The organism is Hujiaoplasma nucleasis (genome assembly GCF_013745115.1).
GTDB classification, from domain to species: Bacteria; Bacillota_I; Bacilli_A; order Izemoplasmatales; family Hujiaoplasmataceae; genus Hujiaoplasma; species Hujiaoplasma nucleasis.
In genome coordinates this window covers 1,219,679-1,239,511 of record NZ_CP051151.1, presented here as the reverse complement: position 1 = coordinate 1,239,511, position 19,833 = coordinate 1,219,679, and the positions used below count along the sequence as shown (strand labels likewise).

The 19,833-nt window shown below is 30.7% G+C and carries 17 protein-coding genes; 11 read left to right on the top strand and 6 right to left on the bottom strand.

All coding sequences use genetic code 11. The features are described from left to right. Positions 1 to 125: 125 nt before the first annotated feature. Complete coding sequence (locus HF295_RS05935; RefSeq protein ID WP_312031253.1) at positions 126 to 1,412, bottom strand: endonuclease; 1,287 nt, start codon at positions 1,410 to 1,412, stop codon at positions 126 to 128. 135 nt (positions 1,413 to 1,547) lie between these two features. On the opposite strand from HF295_RS05935, the gene HF295_RS05930 reads away from it, so the two are divergent. The 10 genes from HF295_RS05930 to HF295_RS05885 all read left to right on the top strand — a co-directional run bounded on the left by HF295_RS05930 (position 1,548) and on the right by HF295_RS05885 (position 12,769). Further along, positions 1,548 to 2,492, top strand: a complete 945-nt coding sequence (locus HF295_RS05930; protein WP_312031252.1) for a DHH family phosphoesterase — start codon at positions 1,548 to 1,550, stop codon at positions 2,490 to 2,492. Then, entirely contained in the window at positions 2,489 to 3,448 is a 960-nt protein-coding gene (locus HF295_RS05925) for a DHH family phosphoesterase (protein WP_312031251.1), read from the top strand. Before HF295_RS05930 ends, HF295_RS05925 begins: the two co-directional genes overlap by 4 nt. Before the next feature lie 75 nt (positions 3,449 to 3,523). After that, positions 3,524 to 5,209 carry a Na/Pi cotransporter family protein gene (locus tag HF295_RS05920; protein WP_312031250.1) on the top strand — a complete coding sequence of 562 codons (1,686 nt, stop codon included), beginning with the start codon at positions 3,524 to 3,526 and terminating at the stop codon, positions 5,207 to 5,209. Between the two features lie 100 nt (positions 5,210 to 5,309). Further along, a complete protein-coding gene (gene rpoE, locus HF295_RS05915; protein WP_312031249.1) occupies positions 5,310 to 5,906 on the top strand; it encodes a DNA-directed RNA polymerase subunit delta in 597 nt (198 codons plus the stop codon). Positions 5,907 to 6,008: 102 nt separating this feature from the next. Continuing rightward, positions 6,009 to 7,499 (top strand): carboxypeptidase M32, encoded by a 1,491-nt coding sequence (locus HF295_RS05910; protein WP_312031248.1) that lies wholly within the window; start codon positions 6,009 to 6,011, stop codon positions 7,497 to 7,499. Positions 7,500 to 7,572: 73 nt separating this feature from the next. Then, positions 7,573 to 8,970 (top strand): TldD/PmbA family protein, encoded by a 1,398-nt coding sequence (locus HF295_RS05905; RefSeq protein WP_312031247.1) that lies wholly within the window; start codon positions 7,573 to 7,575, stop codon positions 8,968 to 8,970. 1 nt (position 8,971) lies between these two features. Further along, positions 8,972 to 10,285 (top strand): TldD/PmbA family protein, encoded by a 1,314-nt coding sequence (locus HF295_RS05900; RefSeq protein ID WP_312031246.1) that lies wholly within the window; start codon positions 8,972 to 8,974, stop codon positions 10,283 to 10,285. Positions 10,286 to 10,410: 125 nt separating this feature from the next. Continuing rightward, complete coding sequence (fba, locus tag HF295_RS05895) at positions 10,411 to 11,277, top strand: class II fructose-1,6-bisphosphate aldolase (RefSeq protein ID WP_312031245.1); 867 nt, start codon at positions 10,411 to 10,413, stop codon at positions 11,275 to 11,277. A 4-nt stretch (positions 11,278 to 11,281) separates the two neighbouring features. Beyond that, entirely contained in the window at positions 11,282 to 11,863 is a 582-nt protein-coding gene (locus HF295_RS05890) for a hypothetical protein (protein WP_312031244.1), read from the top strand. Beyond that, the gene (locus HF295_RS05885; RefSeq protein ID WP_312031243.1) at positions 11,864 to 12,769 is read left to right on the top strand and encodes a tetratricopeptide repeat protein; all 906 of its coding nucleotides are present in this window, start codon (positions 11,864 to 11,866) and stop codon (positions 12,767 to 12,769) included. It abuts the gene before it with no gap. Positions 12,770 to 12,994: 225 nt separating this feature from the next. Here the strand turns inward: HF295_RS05885 and lysS are convergent, their stop codons facing one another. The 5 genes from lysS to tilS are packed head-to-tail and all read right to left on the bottom strand — an operon-like array spanning position 12,995 to position 19,085. Continuing rightward, positions 12,995 to 14,491, bottom strand: coding sequence for a lysine--tRNA ligase (gene lysS, locus HF295_RS05880; protein WP_376739688.1), 1,497 nt, complete (start codon positions 14,489 to 14,491; stop codon positions 12,995 to 12,997). A gap of 16 nt (positions 14,492 to 14,507) precedes the next feature. Further along, positions 14,508 to 15,470 (bottom strand): metal ABC transporter substrate-binding protein, encoded by a 963-nt coding sequence (locus tag HF295_RS05875; RefSeq protein ID WP_312031241.1) that lies wholly within the window; start codon positions 15,468 to 15,470, stop codon positions 14,508 to 14,510. 53 nt (positions 15,471 to 15,523) lie between these two features. Continuing rightward, positions 15,524 to 15,769, bottom strand: coding sequence for an RNA-binding S4 domain-containing protein (locus HF295_RS05870; RefSeq protein ID WP_312031240.1), 246 nt, complete (start codon positions 15,767 to 15,769; stop codon positions 15,524 to 15,526). A gap of 49 nt (positions 15,770 to 15,818) precedes the next feature. Next, a complete protein-coding gene (gene ftsH, locus HF295_RS05865) occupies positions 15,819 to 17,750 on the bottom strand; it encodes an ATP-dependent zinc metalloprotease FtsH (protein ID WP_312031239.1) in 1,932 nt (643 codons plus the stop codon). 9 nt (positions 17,751 to 17,759) lie between these two features. Then, positions 17,760 to 19,085: a tRNA lysidine(34) synthetase TilS gene (gene tilS, locus HF295_RS05860; RefSeq protein WP_312031238.1), complete on the bottom strand. Its 1,326-nt coding sequence runs from the start codon at positions 19,083 to 19,085 to the stop codon at positions 17,760 to 17,762. A 190-nt stretch (positions 19,086 to 19,275) separates the two neighbouring features. On the opposite strand from tilS, the gene HF295_RS05855 reads away from it, so the two are divergent. After that, positions 19,276 to 19,830, top strand: coding sequence for a Maf family protein (locus HF295_RS05855; protein WP_312031237.1), 555 nt, complete (start codon positions 19,276 to 19,278; stop codon positions 19,828 to 19,830). The last annotated feature ends 3 nt before the right edge of the window (positions 19,831 to 19,833 follow it).

Here is a 19,833-nt window from a genome sequence, read left to right as displayed (position 1 = left end):
TTTCCAAGATAACTTGAGAAAAATTAATAAAAGCCGCTACTTAATGTAGTGGCTTTTTTAATATTTTGTCAAATATTATATATAAAAAAAGTAGCTACCTTATATAGGTAACTACCTAATATATATTATTCAGCTAAATCTCCCCAAATTAATTCTGCAAATTCTGGGTAATCTATAAATGGGTTTCTATTTCCTTGGTAAGAGAATATAACTTCATTTCTATTCATTTCAAATTCATCAACAGGATCTAATTGATTCCATTCAAGTAAAACAGAAATCATTCCCATTGTTTTTTCATTAGATTGAGAATTAGGAAGGTCATTAAATGATAATTCTAAGTACATAGTCGCCATATAGAATAATATTCTTGCTATATCACCTTTGACATTATCATTAGGTTCGTATGTATTATCTGTGGTTATGTTATCAAAATAATGATTGCTTCTAAAAGCATTTTCTTCTCCATCAGCTGGTTTTAAATTATGGACATCTGTTGCTATACTTGGGAAATCATTATCATAGCTTACATTCATTCCTAGTCTTGATTGAGGCCAAACATGTTCTCTATTCCAATAATATCCACCAATAGAAGATTGGTATCCATTAGGTACAGATGCTCCATATTCACCAGGATAAAGTAATAAAACATGGTTAAAGTTGTTTGGATCAGCATCTGATTCTTCTAGTATACTAGGAGCATCGCCATATAATAAAGGAATGAAATTTTCTCTAATGATGGTATTCAAGGTAATCTTTAGAGTATTTCCTCTTAAGTTGATGGCATCTTCATAATATTCGTTATCTATTTCAAAAGCATAATCTTCTAAAACAATATAGTTATATTCAACAGGAAGACGATTATAAATGATATAAGCATTTCTTTCTCCTGTGACAGAAGTAGAAAAACCTCTAATAGATAAATCGTTGTTATCAACGATGACTTCTGAACCATCATCATAAATTGCTTTGACAGTTAAAGCATCGTAATTGAATGTTTCATCGATTTCATAAAATCTATCTTGTTCAATAATTACTATTGATTCTAAGACTGCGGGTTCTTGACTTGTAATTTCTTCAGTTGTTGGTTGTTCAGTAGGTTCCTCAGTTGGAACAGCTGTAGGTTCCTCAGTAGAAGGCTCTTCAGTAGTAGGTTCCTCAGTCGTTGGAACTTCAGTTATTTCTTCAGTCGTTGGAGCTTCGGTTGGAGCAACTGTGGGTTCTTCAGTAAACTTTTCAGTTGTCGGCATTTCTGTAGGTTCTTCTGTTGGGGATTCAGTTACTGGAAGTTCGGTTGTTGGATCTATACTTGTTTGTTCAACAGTGGTATTTGTATCATTGATGACGGTGTTACAACCTATAAATACAAACAATGATAAAACCATCATTATGATTGATAAAATTTTCTTTTTCATGTTTTTCTCCTTATTATTAATTTATCATTGTATTATATCATATATAGAAAAAAAATACATAGAAATAATAGTCCAATTAATAGAAAATATGCTATATTTATGGTATACTATTCTACTAAAAGATAGGAGAAGAATATGGTTGAAAAATTGTTTGAATATATAGAACAATATGAGTCAATTGTCATCGCAAGACATAAGAATCCTGACTTAGATGCTTATGGTTCACAGTTTGGTTTATATTATGCTTTAAAAGCACAATATCCACATAAAAACTTTTATATTGTTGGAGATTCTAATTCTCTAAATTATTTTGGAGATTTTCATGTGATACCTATAGAATTAAGAAATAAATCCTTGGTAATCATCTTGGATACTGTCGCTAAACAAATGTTAGATCAAGTTGATTATTTAAATTATGATACCTTAGTTTTGGTGGATCATCATAGAAATGATCCTGATATTGACCATGATTTATATATAAGAGATACTAATGCTTCTTCAACCGCTGAAATGGTTGCTGAAATGCTTTTAAATCAAAATATAGATATTAACTTAGATAGTGCTAAAGCTTTGTATATGGGCATATTAGGCGATACAGGAAGGTTTAGATTTAATTCAACAACTTCTAAAACGTTCTTAATAGCTTCGAAACTACTAGAGTCTGGAATTAACATACAAGAAATACATGATTTAGTATATCTAGAAAGTTTTGAAGATAAGAAAATAAAATCCGTATTTTTTGAATCAGTTGAGTTAACTAAGAAGCATGTGGCCTATCGGAAAAATACAAAAGAGTTTTTAGATAAGTATAATCTAAATGCCCATTATGTAAGTCGCGGTTTGATAGGACAGATGGCTGGAATTAAAGAAATACCTATTTGGGTTAATTTTACATATGACCCGGAAGAAGATCATATAAAATGTGAATTACGTTCAAGAGATTATGAAGTCTTAAAGGTCGCAAAAAAATATGGTGGTGGAGGACATTTACTTGCGTGTGGATGTTCAGTTGATACTTGGGACCAAACAGATTTAATATTAAAAGATTTAGACAAATTATTAGAGGAGGAAGAAAAATGATTCAAGATCAAATTTTAGAAAAAATTAAAGAGTATAAGAAGATTATTATCCATATTCATAAAAGACCTGATGGTGATTGTTATGGTGCAGGATTTGGTTTAAAAAACATTATTAAAGAAACTTATCCTGAAAAAGAAGTATATTTAGTTGGTGAGGAAGCTGAATATGTATCATATGTAGGAACTCCAGATAAATTAGAAGATGAGATGTTTAAGGGTGCTTTATCGATTGTTGTGGACACAGCATCTGAAGATAGGGTATCTGATGGAAGATTTAAGTTAAGTGATTTTGTGATAAAAATTGATCATCATATACCTGTAAATGATTATGGTGATTTAATGTATGTTGATACAACAAGACCAGCAAGTGCTCAAATTATTTTAGAGTTTTTCTTAAGATATAAAGATGAACTTAAATTTAATATGGAAGCTGCTATTGCCTTATACACAGGAATTGTGACAGATACAGGTAGATTTAGGTTTAGATCTGTCAATTCTGATACCTTTAGGTCTGTGGCTTATTTATTGGATTATGGTTTAGATTTTGTTGAAGTATTAAACAAACTATCAGTTAAATCTGAAAATTTATTAAAATTACAAGGTTATGTCTTATTAAACTTTAAAAAAACAGAAAATGGTGTAGCTTATATTAAAATGACCAATGAACTTGTTGAAGAATTTGATGTATCTTTAGAAGAAGCAACGTCATTAGTTAATGAATTGTCACAATTAGAAGATTGTCCTGTATGGATGTTATTTGCTGAATATGAAGAAGACTTTGTACGAGCAAGAATGCGTTCCAAAGGGCCAGCTATTGATAAATTAGCCAATCAATATGATGGTGGTGGCCATGCTTTAGCCTGTGGTGCTAATTTAGGTACTTGGGATAAGGCCGATGAGTTATTGGCTGATGCGGATATATTGGTTAAGGAATATAAAGAAAACTTAGATAAATAAATTTTTTTCTTGTGTTTTTAAGCACATTTGTTATAATAAAATCGATTGAAATTTTCTAAACAAAAAGGGGAAATTATGTCGATTTTATTTTTGTCTATAGACTGGGTAGAAATCTCATTTGCAGTGATAGGAGGTCTTGGTATTTTCCTATACGGAATGAGCTTAATGAGTGACTCATTAAAGAAACTGGCAGGAAATAAACTAAGACTATTTTTAGAAAAAACAACAAACACACCTTTAAAGGGTATATTTGTTGGTGTTTTACTCACCGCATTAATTCAATCTTCATCAGCAACTAGTGCTTTGGTGGTAGGTTTAGTTAGGGCGGGATTAATGACCTTACCACAAGCAGTTGGGGTTATATTTGGAGCGAACTTAGGGACAACATTTACCTCGATTATCATATCTTTAGATATTGATCGTTTTGTTTACCCGATTATCTTTGTGGGTGCCTTTATGATTTTCTTCTTAAAAAAGAGAAAAATTCAAACACTTGGTCGGGTTATTCTTGGTTTTGGACTTTTATTTTATGGTCTAGAAATCATGGGCGGGGCCTTAAAAACCTTGGTTGAGTTACCTGCTTTTAGACAAGTATTGCTTAGTGTTGAGGATAGACCAATCATTGGCGTCTTTGTTGGTGTTATTACTACAGCTGTAATTCAATCATCTTCTGCAACGATTGGTATTTTACAACAATTATTCTCTACAGGTGCGGTACCTTTAGTTGGTGCGATTGCGATTGTTTTAGGTGATAATATTGGAACAACCATCACAAGTATTTTTGCTTCAATTGGTGGTTCAAGTTCTGCTAAAAGAACTGCTTTAGTCCATGTTCTCTTTAATATGTTTGGGACAATAGTGTTTTTAATATTGATAAGACTTTATTCTAAGTTAGTGGCTTGGATAGCCACTCATTTGATTGGCGCTGATTATATTACCAATAAGTTTACCATATCAATTTCCCATGTTTTGTTTAATTTAATGACTATATTTGTTTTATATTTCTTTATTAAACAAATTGTTTGGGTAGTAACAAAACTTATCCCTACAAAGAGTGAATTAAATATGGAAGAAGTTCCATTGGATAAACTCTTATTGAAAGAATCACCTGATTTAGCTATTGAAAATTCAAACGCTGCCATTAAAAATATGGCAAATTGTGCCTCTGGAATGTTTGAATTTGTATTTAGTTATTCTATGGAAAATGACGAAAAGAGTCATGAGATCGGATTACAATGTGAACAATTGTTAGATTCTATGGAAGATAAAATTCATAATTATTTGGTGGAAATTGGATCCAATGATTTAAGTCAAAAACAAATGCAAAAAGTTGCTAAAAACATTGATACAATCAGTGATTATGAACGAATAGGTGATCATTTAGATAATCTATTTGAACTATTCTATGAAAGAAAAGAAAGAAAACTTGTTTTTGATGACTTTGAATGTAAGGAACTTAATAACTTATTCTCTCTAATAAGACAATCTTTTATAGAATCCTTTAAAGCTTATTTCGAAGAAGATAAAATTTCAGCTGGAAAAGTAATCCAAAGAGAAAAAGACATTGATAAATTGGTTAAATCTTACCGTGTAAGTCATATCAATAGGATTAATGATCCTAGTATTAAAAACAATTCATCTGGATACTATGTGGATATTTTATCTAACTTAGAAAGAATCGCTGATCACCTTGAAAATATTGCATTAAACACGATTAATGAGAGCTTTGCTTATCATAAAAGTAAACTCATAGAAGAATAAACATTTTCACTTGTAAAATTTTAAACTTTGCTATATAATATGTAAAGCATTAAGATAAATATATATTTTTAGCATATAAAGAAAGAAATGGATGGTAATAATGGCAGACAAGAAAAACATGTCAATGATGGAATTAGCATATATAATTTTAAAGGAAAATGAAAAGTCAATGTCTTTTGTTGATTTATTTTCAGCGATCGCTGAAATTAAAGATTTATCAGACGACGAAAGAAAAGAATTCATTTCTCAAGTTTATGCTGATTTTGTAAGCTCTGGTAAATTTATCTATGTTGGTGATGATGCCTGGGACATTAAAGGAAGACAAGCCATTGATCTTTGGGATAAAGATGGTGCCTATTATGATGAATATCCAGATTACGAAGAAGAGTTATCTCTTTACGAAGATGAGTTACTTGAAGATGAAGACGAAGATGAAGATGATAGCGAATACGAAAAAGATTATGACGAATCTGATGTTGAAGATGATGAAGATGAACTTCTTGATGAATTTGATGATGAATTAACTGAAGAGGAAGAAGAACTTTATAACGAATTCCAAGACGAAGACTTTGATGACGAAGATGAATTTGAAGATGAAGAGTTTGAAGTTTTCGATGAAGTTGATGAAGACGAAGACTTTGACGATGATGAATACAATCAATATATGGATGATTACGAAGAGATGTACGAAGATTAATAATGGTGATAGGAACTTTCAATTGAAAGTTCCTATTTTATTTTAAATATAGGCATTATAATGTATAATGATATTAAGAAAAACATATTAAAGGAGCGGACAATGACACTACAAGAAAAATTTAGAGAAAATCTAAAAAAAGTAAAGGCTTATCAATATGCTTTAACACTTATTGGATGGGATTCTAATACAGAAGCCCCAAGGAATTCTTTTAAAAGAAGATCGGAAATGACAGCTTATTTAAGTAAAGAAATTTTTTTAATCCAAACATCAAAAGAATATTCAAATATGATTCATGAACTTTACAATCACATGGATGACTATGATGATTTGTTTGTAAGAGAGATTAAAAAAGCTAAAAAGGATTTAGATAAAATCGTTAATATTCCCGAAGACGAATTTATAGAATATCGTAAATTAATCAATGACTCACAAATCATTTGGGAAGACGCTAAAAAGAATAGTGATTATGGTTCTTTTAAAGGGAATTTAAAAAAAATAATTGATTATAATAGAAAATTTGCTTTATATTATGATAAGGATACAAATCCATATGATACTATGCTAGATGACTATGAAGAAGGTATGACAACTAAAGAATATGATGAGTTTTTTGATGCTTTAAAAAAGGATTTAGTTCCTTTTGTAAAGGATGTATTAAAAAAATCAAATCATCAATATAAAGAGTTAAGAAATAACCATTACTCAATAGAAAAGCAAAAGGAATTTTCTCAATATTTATTGGATGAATTTGCCTTTAATAGAAAGAGCGGTTTAATAAAAGAATCAGTTCATCCTTTTACTTGGAATACATCTCCAGAAGATGTTAGATTAACCACGAAATATTTAGAAGACTATATATTTTCTAGTATATATTCAACCATTCATGAGTTGGGACACGCGACCTATGAACAACAAATTTCAACTGAATTTGATGATACTTTATTAAGTGGCGGAACTTCGATGGGTATCCATGAATCTCAATCTAGATTTTATGAGAATAACATTGGTAGATCTTTAGCGTTTTGGCAAACACATTTTAATAAATTTAAAGAGTTATTTCCAGAACAATCTAAGACTTATCAAGCAGAAGACATGTTTAAAGCATCAAATCATGTTGAAGCATCATTAATTAGAATTGAAGCTGATGAGTTGACTTATCCTATGCATATTATGTTAAGGTATGATATTGAAAGAATGTTGTTTAATCAGGAGATAAGTGTTGATGATTTACCGAGTGTTTGGAACAATCTCATAGAAAAATATTTAGGAGTAAGGCCAAAAAATGATTCTGAAGGTGTTTTACAAGATGTTCATTGGTCAGATGGTATGTTTGGTTATTTTCCTACTTATGCTTTAGGAAGTGCTTATGCTGCTCAAATATATTATGCGATGAAAAAAGAAATTGATGTTGAAAAAATGATTAAAGAAAGAAATATCAAAGCTATTAATAATTGGTTAAAAGAAAAATTACACCAATTTGGTTCGTCTAAAAGCCCTAAAGAATTGATGTTATTAGTCACTAAGGAAGCATTTGATCCTAAGTATTACATTCAATATCTAAAAGAAAAATATTCAAAAATATATAATTAGTTGACATGTCAACCTTTTCAAAATAGATTCAATATGATAAAATAATCTTTGAGAGCATAAAAGGAGGAAATATATGTTGTTAGAAAAGAAATTAATTGAACAAATCCTTGATGCTGGATTAGAGACAGGCGCAGATTTTTCTGAAGTTTTTATCGAGAAAAGAAACGCATCTGTTTTACAATCAGTATCAGGAAGACTTGAAAAGTCTAATAACTCAAAATCGTTTGGTGTAGGTATTAGAGTTGCTAAAAAAACCCAAAGTGTTTATGCATACACTAATTCTAAAAATCCAGAAGAATTGATTCAATTAGCTAAAGACTTATCTAAATCATTTAAAGATGAGCACTTAACAAAAAGAACGCCTTTAATGGATTTAGAAGTAGGCCAAAAACATCAAGTCAAAATTAAACCAAGTGAAGTTGATTTAAAAGATAAAGTAAAACTTTTAAAGAGATCTTATAAAGCAGCTTCTGAATACGATGAAGTTATCAAACAAGTTATGGTTTACTTAATGGATGACGAACAAGTTGTATTGATCGCTAACTCAGAAGGACGTTTTGTTACTGAAACAAGAGTTAGAGTTAGATTAATGACATCTGCTATTGCGGCAGATAAGGGTATGATGCAAACGGGTAGTGCTGGTGATGGATCAGGTAAAGGCTATGAATTCTTCGATGAAATGGATATCGAAAAATACGCTGAAGAAGCTGCTAAAGTTGCAAAAACTATGTTGTATGCTGATGATTGCCCTAGTGGAGTTATGCCGGTTATTATTAATAATGCTTTTGGTGGTGTTATTTTCCATGAAGCTTGTGGTCACTCTTTAGAAGCAACTTCTGTAGCTAAAAACGCTTCTGTTTTTTCTGGTAAAAAAGGCACAAAAATTGCTTCAGATATCGTTACAGCTATAGATGATGGAACCATTGAAAATGCCTGGGGTTCAGCGAATTACGATGATGAGGGATATCCTCAACAACGTCGTATATTAATCAAAAACGGTATTTTAAATTCTTACATGATTGATAAAATTAATGCAAGAAGAATGAATGAAGAACCAACTGGATCATCAAGAAGACAAAATTATAAATTTAGCCCTACTTCAAGAATGTCTAATACATTTATTGATAATGGTGATTCTACTTTAGAAGAAATCATTAAAAACACTGAGTATGGATTATTTGCTAAAAAACTTGGTGGTGGTTCTGTAAATCCTGGTAATGGGGACTTTAATTTCTCTGTTATGGAAGGATACATGATAAGAGAAGGTAAAATTGCTGAACCAGTTAAAGGTGCTGCCTTGGTTGGTAACGGGGCAGATGTTTTACATAAAATCGATATGATAGCCAATAACTTAGAAAGACAAAGAGGTATGTGTGGATCTGCATCAGGTTCAATACCTGCAGACGTCGGACAACCATCAATTAGAGTACAAGCAATGACTGTTGGTGGTAAAAAGAAAGGAGCTAACTAAGATGAATATTGATAAACTATTTAAAAGAGCTTCTGAAAAAGGATTAACAGATATTCAAGTTTATTTATCTGATAAAAGTAATTTAAGTATTGAAATTTTTGAGGATGAAGTTGATTCATATGTTATTGCAGATACATCTTCAATGATTATTAGAGGTATCTATAATAATAAAATGGGTACTTATGTGACTGAAGTATTAGAAGATGAAATCATTGATGAAGTGATAGATACAATCATCGCTAGTGCTAAAGAAATTGACTCCTTAGATGATGCTATTATTTATGAGGGTGATAAGGAATATCGTAAGTTAGATGATATATATAATGAAGAACTTGCTAAACTAGATGTCCAAACAAAAATTAAAACATTAAAAGACATGGATAAATTCTTACATGAATACGATGAAAGAATGTCTGTTGTTGAAACCATGTATTCTGAATCATCTAATAAAGTAGTATTAAAGAACTCAAAAGGCTTAGATTTAGAAAATATGGCTAATTCTGCATATATGGGCGGTTCTGTTATTGTTAAAGATGACACTGATCAAAGAGTTGGGTTTGATGTATTGATTTCAAATGATTTTAATGATTTTGATATTAAAAAAATTGCAAAAGAAATCGCTGATGATGCACTAGCTGCTTTAGGAGCTAAACCTGTGCCTTCAGATCAATACGAAATTGTTTTCTCAAATTCTGCCTTGGCGACTTTATTCTCAGCTTTTCAAAATGTCTTTTCTGCAGATGCTGTTCAAAAGAATATGTCTTTGTTAAAAGATAAATTAAATGAAAAAATTGGTTCTGAATTAGTTACTATTGTTGATGATCCATTTATGAAGAAGTCTTCTCGTTCAAGATCTTTTGATGATGAAGGTGTCGCAACTTCATATAAAGCATTAATTAAAGAAGGTGTTTTAAACACTTATTTGCACAACTTAGTCACCGCTAAAAAAGATAATGTAAAATCAACTGGTAATGGTTTTGGTGGTTCGGTTTCTGCAGTGAATTTAAAAATGGAATCTGGTAATTCTACCATTGATGAAATGATATCATCAATGAAAGAAGGCATTTATATAACAGATGTACAAGGTGCTCATGCAGGAGCTAATGCTGTCAGTGGTGATTTTTCACTTCAAGCGATGGGATATTATGTTAAAAACGGTAAGAAAGAAAGACCAGTTGCTTTGATTACAGTAGCTGGAAACTTTATAGATATGTTAAAAGATATCACTATGGTTGGGAATGATTCAAAAATGAGTTATTATGGTGTTACTACACCTTCAATTAAAGTGAAATCAATGCCAGTATCTGGTAGCTAAAAACCTATAAGAGATGTCTTCGGACATCTCTTTTCTCTTTTGTGATAATATGGTGAATAACTTTACAAAAACACGCTTTAAAGGTATAATTATAGTGTTATAGAAAATCTAAGGAGGATTATATTATGGGTTTAGTATCAGCAAAAGAAATGTTAGATAAAGCATATAAAAACGGATATGCTATCGGGCATTTTAACATTAATAATTTAGAATGGACAAAGGCAGTTTTATTAACAGCTGAAGAAAATAAATCACCAGTTATTTTAGGTGTATCTGAAGGTGCTAATAAATATATGGCTGGATTTAAAGTTGTAGCAGATATGGTGAAAGCGATGATTGAAGAGTTAAACATCACTGTACCAGTAGCCTTACATTTAGATCATGGTTCTTATGAAGGCGCTAAAAAAGCAATTAAAGCGGGTTATTCTTCAGTTATGTTTGATGGTTCACATTATGATATTAAAGAAAATATTGAAAAAACAAAAGAAATAGTAGAATTAGCACATTCATTAGGTATTTCAGTCGAAGCTGAAGTAGGTGCTATTGGTGGAGAAGAAGATGGAGTCGTTGGTTCAGGTGAAGTCGCTGATCCTAAAGAATGTAAAATGATTGCTGATTTAGGAGTAGATTTTTTAGCTGCTGGTATTGGAAATATTCATGGTAAATATCCAGATAACTGGAAAGGCCTTGATTTCGATGTTTTAAACCAAGTTAATGATATTACTGGTGATACTCCATTGGTTTTACATGGCGGTACTGGTATCCCTGAAGATATGGTGAAAAAAGCTATTTCTATGGGTGTTTCAAAAATTAACGTTAATACAGAATGTCAATGGTCTTTTGCTAGAGCCACAAGAAAATATATTGAAGAAGGTAAAGATTTGATTGGCAAGGGATTTGATCCAAGAAAATTATTAGCTCCAGGAACTGAAGCAATTAAAGAAACAGTTAAAGAAAAAATGATTTTATTTGGTTCAGTAAATCAAGCATAATTTTATGAATGAACGTTTAAAAGAATACCAAAGTTGGTATTTAGAAAATAAAGACTTTTATGACCATTTGGAATCTCACAATTCAATCTTATACACAAGATTTAAGCCCGTGTATGAAGTCTTACTTTTTCTATTTCAAGAGTATAAGGATCAAGATTCTCTTGATGATGATATAGATAAAATCATTCAAGTTGGATTAGAATATCTCTATCAACAGTTTTTTACATGTAATATATATTTAGAAAAGTTTTTTAACCATGATTTTCATCATTTTATGCACTATGATACTCTAATTAATTATTTATTGTTTATTGAGGATTTGAGATATGAACTAGCAGAACAAAAAATCCAATTTGATGAAGAAGAAATGGAAAACCTTTTAGAAGAGTTAGAAGAAATCATCACTGAAAAAAAAGATATACCTGATAATTATAATGTCTATATTGATAGTAGATTATTAGATGTGATTCAAGAAAAACAATATGAATTTCATTCAATTATTGATATTTTTGTTGATATAGCATTAACCTTGGGTTTAGATCTTGATGAAGAAGAAGATGAAATTGTGATTGGAAAGGAAATATAAATGAATAAAAAAGAATTTTACGCAACCATCATCATTTATGCTGTCTTAGCCTTTGCATTAATGGTAACTAATTATTTCTTAGAATATATGGATTGGCTTTTAGCTTTTGCCATTATTTTGGTTGGTTACATGTATTTTAGATATAAATTGACATCACCTATGCAAAAATTTGTAAATAAGTTTAATATGCTTATGGATTATGACTTAGATATTGAAAGCGCAATTGAAATGGCGTTAAACCATGTTGAAAATGCGCCTACCAAATCATTGAAAGGCATTTTTCTATTGCATTTAGGCATGGCTTATTATAATAATGGCGAATATGACAAAGCCATTCAAACATTCAATCAAATTGAATTACAAAGAATGAATACGGTTTACCATGTCCTTATCTTTGCTCATCAAGCATACGCATACAATGAATTAGGCAATCAAGAAGGTTTTGATTTGGCTTTAGAAAGAATCAATAATGTAAAACCAAAAATTCATAAGAAATTTTATGCTTATGCAACATCTTATGAAAGATTACTAACAGCCATTAAAAATATCGAAGAAGATCCTGAAGAATATAAAAATGTTATCGAAGCACATTTGTCTCAACACAATGGCTATATTTCTCAGCGATTAATCTATCACTATCGTATGGCTCATTACTATAAAGTCATTGGCGATACTCATGAAATGGATATTCATTTAGCTAAAGTTTTAGCAAATGGTAAAAGTCATTTTACAGCTAAAGAAGCCCAATCTATGTTCAAGAATTCTGTCAATATAGAAGACTATGTTTTTACAGAAGATGACTTTAATGAACAAGAACCTGTTCAAGAAGAAAATCTAGATCAAATTCAAGATATAGAAGATGCTGATGTTTTTGATCAAGAAGATGAAAACGAAACAGAAAAATAAATAAAAAATTAACTCTAAATTTTAGAGTTATTTTTTTTATGGTTCTATAATTTTCGGTTCTATAATTTTCTTAGGGGTGTTTAAAAAAGATGTTTATAAAATAAAAGTGCATGAATAGGTACAATCCTTTATAATGTAGTTACCAACAAACACCGAAAGGAGACCTATTCATGCATAAACATTATATCAATAAATTATTAGATTTAAAAGATGAAGATATTATTATTAATTTTTAGATTTCATTTGAGGGAATAATAAGACATCCCTAATTGATTTAGCACCCGTAAGTAACATAACTAAACGGTCAATACCAATACCAATACCACCTGTAGGAGGCATTCCGTATTCTAAAGCTTCTACAAAGTCAGTATCCATTTCGTTAGCTTCTTCATTCCCTAAATCTTTTTCTTTTAATTGGTTTACAAAGCGTTCTTTCTGATCGATAGGATCATTTAACTCTGTGTAAGCATTAGCGTATTCGTGACCATTGATGAATAATTCAAATCTTTGTGTAAAGCGTTCATCATTTGGGTCTTTTTTGGTTAATGGAGATATTTCAATTGGATGTCCATAAACGAATGTTGGTTGAATTAAATCTTCTTCACAATAAGCTTCAAAGAATAAATTGACTATATGACCAACACCATATAGGTGGTCTTCAACTTCTAAATGATGTTCTTTAGCTAATTTTTTAGCTTCTTCATAATCATAAATTTCATAGAAATTAATACCAGTTTTTTCTTTAATTAAATCTACCATATGGGCTTTTCTCCAACCCTTTGATAAATCTATTTCTTTTCCATCATATTGAACCGTCGTTGAACCGTTTACTTTCATAGCAAGGTGTGCAATTAAATCTTCACTTAAATCCATCATACCTTGTAGGTCTGAGTAAGAAAGATATAACTCTATAGTTGTGAACTCAGGGTTATGTAATCTGTCCACGCCTTCGTTTCTGAATAAACGGCCAATTTCGTAAACACAATCTAAACCGCCCACAATAAGTCTTTTTAAATGTAATTCAGTCGCGATTCTTAAATAGAAAGGCATATCAAGTGTATTGTGGTGAGTGACGAATGGTCTAGCATTCGCTCCACCTAAGACTGGATGTAAGACAGGGGTTTCAACTTCTATATAACCTAAATCATCTAAGTAATTTCTCATTTCTTTGATAATTTGTGATCTTTTGATAAAAGTATTTTTAGATTCTTCATTAGTGATTAAATCTACATAACGGCGTCTATAAATTTCTTCTTTATCTGATAAACCATGATATTTCTCAGGTAAAGGTCTTAATGCTTTGGTTAGGTGTGTAAACTTTTGTACTTTAATAGATAGTTCACCCATTCTTGTTTTCATAGGATAGCCTTCGACACCAACGATATCACCCAAATCACCCTTAGTGAATATTTGATAATCTTCTTCACCAATATCATCAATACGAACATAGATTTGAACTTGTCCCCATTGGTCTTGGATATGAGCAAAACCAGCTTTACCCTTAACACGACGTGTCATAACTCGTCCAGCAGTTTTTATGAGTGGAAGGTTATCCATTTCATGAAGTTCATCTTTGTTATATTTATCAAACTGATCAACAATTTGTTTTGTGTTATGGGTTCTATCAAATCTAGAACCAAAAGGATCTATGCCTAGTTCTTTTAAATGTTGGGCTTTTTCTCTTCTTATAATTTCTTGTTCTGTTAATTTATTTTCCATTATTTTACCTCTTATCTACTTATTTTCCAGCTTTTTCAAAGACTATCAGATTTTCTCTCATTTCAGTGATATAATCCTTGTTTTGAGAAATGTCTTCATTTGATAATAATTGTAACACATCATATTCTAATTTAATAGGTTCAATTTCTAGTTTAACCATTTCAGCGAAAATATGGTCAGAAGCAGGAGAACTGCGCTTTTTTTCAAAAATGATGGTATTGATTTGATGGAGCTTTATTTCTTCAATAATAATACCAGTTTCTTCAGAAACCATATTATCTGGTTCTTCATGATAACCCTTGGAAATTGATAAAAATACCAAGCCATAATCTTGCCTTAAGTACCCATATAAATTAGTTGAAGTTAAGACTGGTTTAGTCATCTGTGATATAACGTCTTGGTAATCTAGGTGCAATTCTTCAAGTCTTGATTTTAGAGTCATATAATTATCTGTCAAAGTTTCAACATCATTTGGATAAGCTTCGATATACTTATCATATAATAAATCTAAGACGTTAAGCATTCTTAATGGTGAAATCCAAAAATGTGGATCAAGACCCAATTGTGGTTCTTCATTTTTGCTTGTTATTTCTTCATCATGATCATGATCATGTTCGTGATGATATTCACCTTCTATATATTCAATATAATCATTCTCATTTTCAATATTTATAAGTTTTACATTAGCATCGTTAAAGACATTTATTTTTTTGGTTATATATTGGTCATAATTTGCGCCAATATAAAATAAAAAATCAGCATCTTGCATAGCAATAATTTGTTTTGGAGACCATTCAGCAGAATGTTCATGAGATGAAACTCCAGGAACAATACCTACTGTATAATCTGTATCTTTAAATAATTCTTCTGACATGAATTTTAAAGGATAGACAGTGACATAAACTGTGTTAGATTCACTTGTACATGAAGATAGTATTAAAAGTGATGCTAAGGATAATAAAATAATTATTATTTTTTTCATAAAATCACCTTTCTTATTATACGAAAAAATCGTCTAATAATCAAAAATATTGATTATTCTTCAATTAACTCGTACATTGAATCTGCGTCTTCTTTTTTCATATGGTCAGCCAATTTCATTACTTTCACTTTGATGGTTTTTTGTCCATATGATATTTCTAAAATGTCACCTGCTTTTAACTCGGTTCCAGGTTTAGCAACTCGATCATTAATTAATACACGGCCATTTTTAGATACTTCTTTGGCAATAGTACGTCTTTTAAAGATTCGAGATACTTTTAAAAATTTATCTAGTCTCACTTTAACACCTTCTTTAAACAAGGGGATACAATATGTATCCCCATTTTAATTATTCTTCTTTATTTTCTTCTTTTGGTTCTTCTTCAACAATATCTTTAGATTCGTCTTCGAGGATAGTGTCCCAACGCTCTAAATGACCAGTTTCAACGATTTCTTCAATATCTTCTTTAGTTAATGTTTCAACTTCAAGTAGATAGTGAGCAATATTCTTTAATAAATCCATATTAGCGCCGATGATTTTCTTAGCTTGATCATAACAATCATGGATAATTCCTCTGACTTCTTTATCAATCTCAGTTGCGATTGCTTCAGAGAAGTTGTTTGATTTTCCATAATCACGACCTAGGAAGACTTTCTCAGAATCTTTTTCATAAGTAATAGGTCCTAGGTTTTCACTCATACCGTATTCAGTAATCATTTTTCTAGCGATAGAAGTTGATCTTTCTAAGTCATTATGGGCCCCGGTTGATATTTCATTGAAAACCAACTGTTCAGCTACCCTACCACCTAATAAACCAACAATCATTTCGGTTAGATTTTTCTTTGTTTGTAAGAATGCTTGTTCTTCCTTAGGTAACATTAAATTATATCCACCCGCTTGTCCACGAGGGATGATGGTAACTTTATGGACGATGTTGGCATCTTCAAGTTTGATACCAATAACAGCGTGTCCAGCTTCATGATAGGCGATAATTTCCTTTTCTTTTTTAGTAAATACTCTAGATTTTTTAGCAGGTCCCATCATGACTCTATCAACAGCTTCATCAATATGAGATAACTCAATTTGAAGTTTATTTTCTCTTGCGGCTAATAAAGCAGCTTCATTCATTAAGTTTTCTAAGTCGGCACCTGTAAAACCAGGTGTACGTCTTGCGATTTCTTTGAAGGTAATTGCTGGATTAATTTTCTTATTGTTAGAATGTACTTTTAAGATTTCAGCACGGCCTTTAATGTCAGGTCTTCCAACATAAATTTGTCTATCGAAACGACCAGGTCTTAATAAGGCAGGGTCTAAGATATCAACACGGTTTGTGGCAGCCATGACAATAACACCTGAATTATGGCCGAAACCATCCATTTCAACAAGTAGTTGGTTAAGGGTTTGTTCACGTTCATCATGTCCACCGCCAAGACCAGTACCTCTTTGTCTACCAACAGCATCTATTTCATCAATAAATAAGATACATGGTGAATTGGTTTTGGCTTGCTTAAACATATCTCTTACACGAGAAGCTCCGACCCCAACAAACATTTCAAGGAAATCAGAACCCGAAACGAAGAAGAAAGGTACTTTTGCTTCACCTGCGACTGCTCTAGCAATTAAGGTTTTACCAGTTCCTGGAGGTCCAACTAAAAGGACACCTTTAGGAATTCTCGCACCCAAATTTAAATATTTTTTTGGATTTTTTAAGAAATCAATAATTTCTTTTAACTCTTCTTTTTCTTCATCAGCACCCGCGACATCATCAAAAGTAGTTTTTTCACCTTTTGATTGAATAGCTTTTGATTTACCGAAATCAAAGGCTTGTCTATTGGCGTTGGCCCCGCCCCTCATCATAGCGATGATCATGATTACTACACCTACAACAAGTAGAATAGGGAAAATAATATTCATGATATTCGTGGTTGGACCAGGGACGACATTGAAAGGAATATTGTTGTTTATAGCAAAAGTTCTAACATCATTTAACTCATCATCATTTGCGAAAAAAGTGACAAACTCCCCACCATTTCTTAAATCACCAGTAACTTCTCGAATACCTAGATTAGTTTCACCGGCCAAGGGTGAGACTTCAATATTAATAATTTCTCCTGATCTTAATTTATCATCAAATTCTGAATTGCTTAATTCTGTAGGTGAGTTTAAATTACCAAAGAAAGTGATGATTGAAATAACGATAATGACCAATATCGCAATCATAATAAAATGACTGGTACGATTATTTAATGGGCCACTTGGTTTTTTTCTAGCAACTGCCATATATGCCTCCTAATACTTTATCTTTTTAAAATGGATATAGATTTTTTCTAACCCTTCTGTATTTTTTTGATACAAGCCAGGTATGAATAATATTTCATTCTTATGATCGACCAATAAAGGAAGTTGATCTCTAAGTTCTAAAGGGATTTTTTTATCTATAAAAAAATCCTTTAATTTTTTGGTACCGACATGAATATCTAATCGGTCTCCAGATTGTCTATTCCTAATGGTTAATGGAAAGACTAAATCTAGAATATTATAACATAATTTATAGATATAATCATAATTTTTGTCTAGTTTTTTTGATATATAGACTTGATATTCATTATTAATCTTATATTGACCAAAATCATTGATTTCTAGGTTAAAATTATTGAGTTGATTTTTATAGGTCCTAAACAAGATTTTATCATAGGATTTATCAACATAAATTTGATTTGGAATTTCAAAACTTATATGAGCTTTATCTTGTTTACTCAAATAAATTATATCTTTAAGGTTTGTAAAGGATAATTCTAATTGATTATCAGTTAAGTGATTGATGATTTTTTTAATGGAATCTATTTGGATGATTTCATGTAATTGATTGAATTCATTGATATCGATCAATACAAAATCTTTACTAAAGTCTAAAGACCTTATATATTGTGAAGATAAATCATTAATGAGTTGATATGACATCGATTGATAATTAGAAAACTGTTTAATTTTTTCTAAGAATTTAGGGTTTTCTTCTTTTAGAAAAGGCATAAGTTGATGCCTGTAACGATTTCTTGTATAATCATCCTTTAGGTTTGATTCATCTTCTCTATAAAGAATTTGATTATTTTCTTGATATTTACTGATTGTATCTTTATCAATATTTAATAAAGGTCTTATGATATCAAAACCCTTATAGTATATTTTTTCTAAGATGCCTTGATAACCTTCAAAGGAAGAACCCCTAACCAATCTCATCATAATAGTTTCAGCTAAATCATCTAAATGATGAGCCAACACAATTTTATTAGCTTTACATTGTCTTGCAACTCTAACTAAAAAATCATATCTTTCTTGGTGGGCATAATCATGAAAATTATCATTAGTATGATTATCTAATTCATATAAATAGAAAGGTAAATTGTTTTTTTCAGCGACTTGTTTTACAAAGTTGGCATCTTCACTCGAACTTTCCCTTTTTTGATGATCAATGTGTGCTACATGTAAGGACAAGTGATAGGAATCTTTAAATTTCAAAAAAATGTCTAGTAAAACCATCGAATCAACACCACCGCTGATTGATAGGACAAGGACATCATTTTTGTTAATTAGATTTAAGTTGAAATGTTCAAGCATAATTTACCCCTTTTTATAATAGAGAGCATAGAAGTCTCACACTCCTATGCTCAATATATAAATTATATATAAATAAAAGAGAAAAATAAATTGCATATATATAATAACAAGAGAATGTGAGAGATTTATGAGTATTAATTTTATTTTATAAAATATTTTAAATTTGGTATAATCATTAGGAGGTGACATAATGAGAGTTATATTAGCAAGCCAATCTCCAAGAAGGAAAGAATTAATAAGTTTATTGCATATTGAACCACTAACCATTCCAAGTGAAGTTGAAGAAATCTTGGATATGTCTTTGTCGCATGAGGAAATGGTTATGGATTTAGCCTATCAAAAAGCAGCTGATGTTTTTAAAAATCACAAAGATGATTTGGTCTTAGGATTTGATACTTTGGTGATATTGAAAGATCAAATCATGGGAAAACCAAAAGATAAGGAAGAAGCTAAATCATATTTAAGAGCTTTATCAGGTTCAACTCATAGAGTTCTTACAGGTTGTGCAATGATTAAAAAAGGTCATTCTTCAAGTTTTTATTCATCTGCTTATGTTTCTTTCTATCCCATGACTGAAGATGAGATAAATGATTATATTTCTACTCATGAACCTTTTGATAAAGCCGGTGCATATGGTATTCAAGGTTATGGTTCGAAATATATAGAATCAATCAATGGGGATTATTACGCTATTGTTGGTTTTCCAGTTTCTAAAATCTATAGAGAATTAAAAAAGTTAATGTAAAGG

What these genes read in the sequence shown, in the direction of transcription:
- HF295_RS05910 (WP_312031248.1), top strand. Translation starts at nt 6,009, where the DNA reads ATGACACTACAAGAAAAATTTAGAGAAAATCTAAAAAAAGTAAAGGCT.
- HF295_RS05935 (WP_312031253.1), bottom strand. Translation starts at nt 1,412, where the DNA reads ATGAAAAAGAAAATTTTATCAATCATAATGATGGTTTTATCATTGTTT.
- HF295_RS05920 (WP_312031250.1), top strand. Translation starts at nt 3,524, where the DNA reads ATGTCGATTTTATTTTTGTCTATAGACTGGGTAGAAATCTCATTTGCA.
- ftsH (WP_312031239.1), bottom strand. Translation starts at nt 17,750, where the DNA reads ATGGCAGTTGCTAGAAAAAAACCAAGTGGCCCATTAAATAATCGTACC.
- HF295_RS05930 (WP_312031252.1), top strand. Translation starts at nt 1,548, where the DNA reads ATGGTTGAAAAATTGTTTGAATATATAGAACAATATGAGTCAATTGTC.
- HF295_RS05890 (WP_312031244.1), top strand. Translation starts at nt 11,282, where the DNA reads ATGAATGAACGTTTAAAAGAATACCAAAGTTGGTATTTAGAAAATAAA.
- rpoE (WP_312031249.1), top strand. Translation starts at nt 5,310, where the DNA reads ATGGCAGACAAGAAAAACATGTCAATGATGGAATTAGCATATATAATT.
- HF295_RS05925 (WP_312031251.1), top strand. Translation starts at nt 2,489, where the DNA reads ATGATTCAAGATCAAATTTTAGAAAAAATTAAAGAGTATAAGAAGATT.
- HF295_RS05875 (WP_312031241.1), bottom strand. Translation starts at nt 15,470, where the DNA reads ATGAAAAAAATAATAATTATTTTATTATCCTTAGCATCACTTTTAATA.
- tilS (WP_312031238.1), bottom strand. Translation starts at nt 19,085, where the DNA reads ATGCTTGAACATTTCAACTTAAATCTAATTAACAAAAATGATGTCCTT.
- HF295_RS05885 (WP_312031243.1), top strand. Translation starts at nt 11,864, where the DNA reads ATGAATAAAAAAGAATTTTACGCAACCATCATCATTTATGCTGTCTTA.
- fba (WP_312031245.1), top strand. Translation starts at nt 10,411, where the DNA reads ATGGGTTTAGTATCAGCAAAAGAAATGTTAGATAAAGCATATAAAAAC.
- HF295_RS05905 (WP_312031247.1), top strand. Translation starts at nt 7,573, where the DNA reads ATGTTGTTAGAAAAGAAATTAATTGAACAAATCCTTGATGCTGGATTA.
- HF295_RS05855 (WP_312031237.1), top strand. Translation starts at nt 19,276, where the DNA reads ATGAGAGTTATATTAGCAAGCCAATCTCCAAGAAGGAAAGAATTAATA.
- HF295_RS05900 (WP_312031246.1), top strand. Translation starts at nt 8,972, where the DNA reads ATGAATATTGATAAACTATTTAAAAGAGCTTCTGAAAAAGGATTAACA.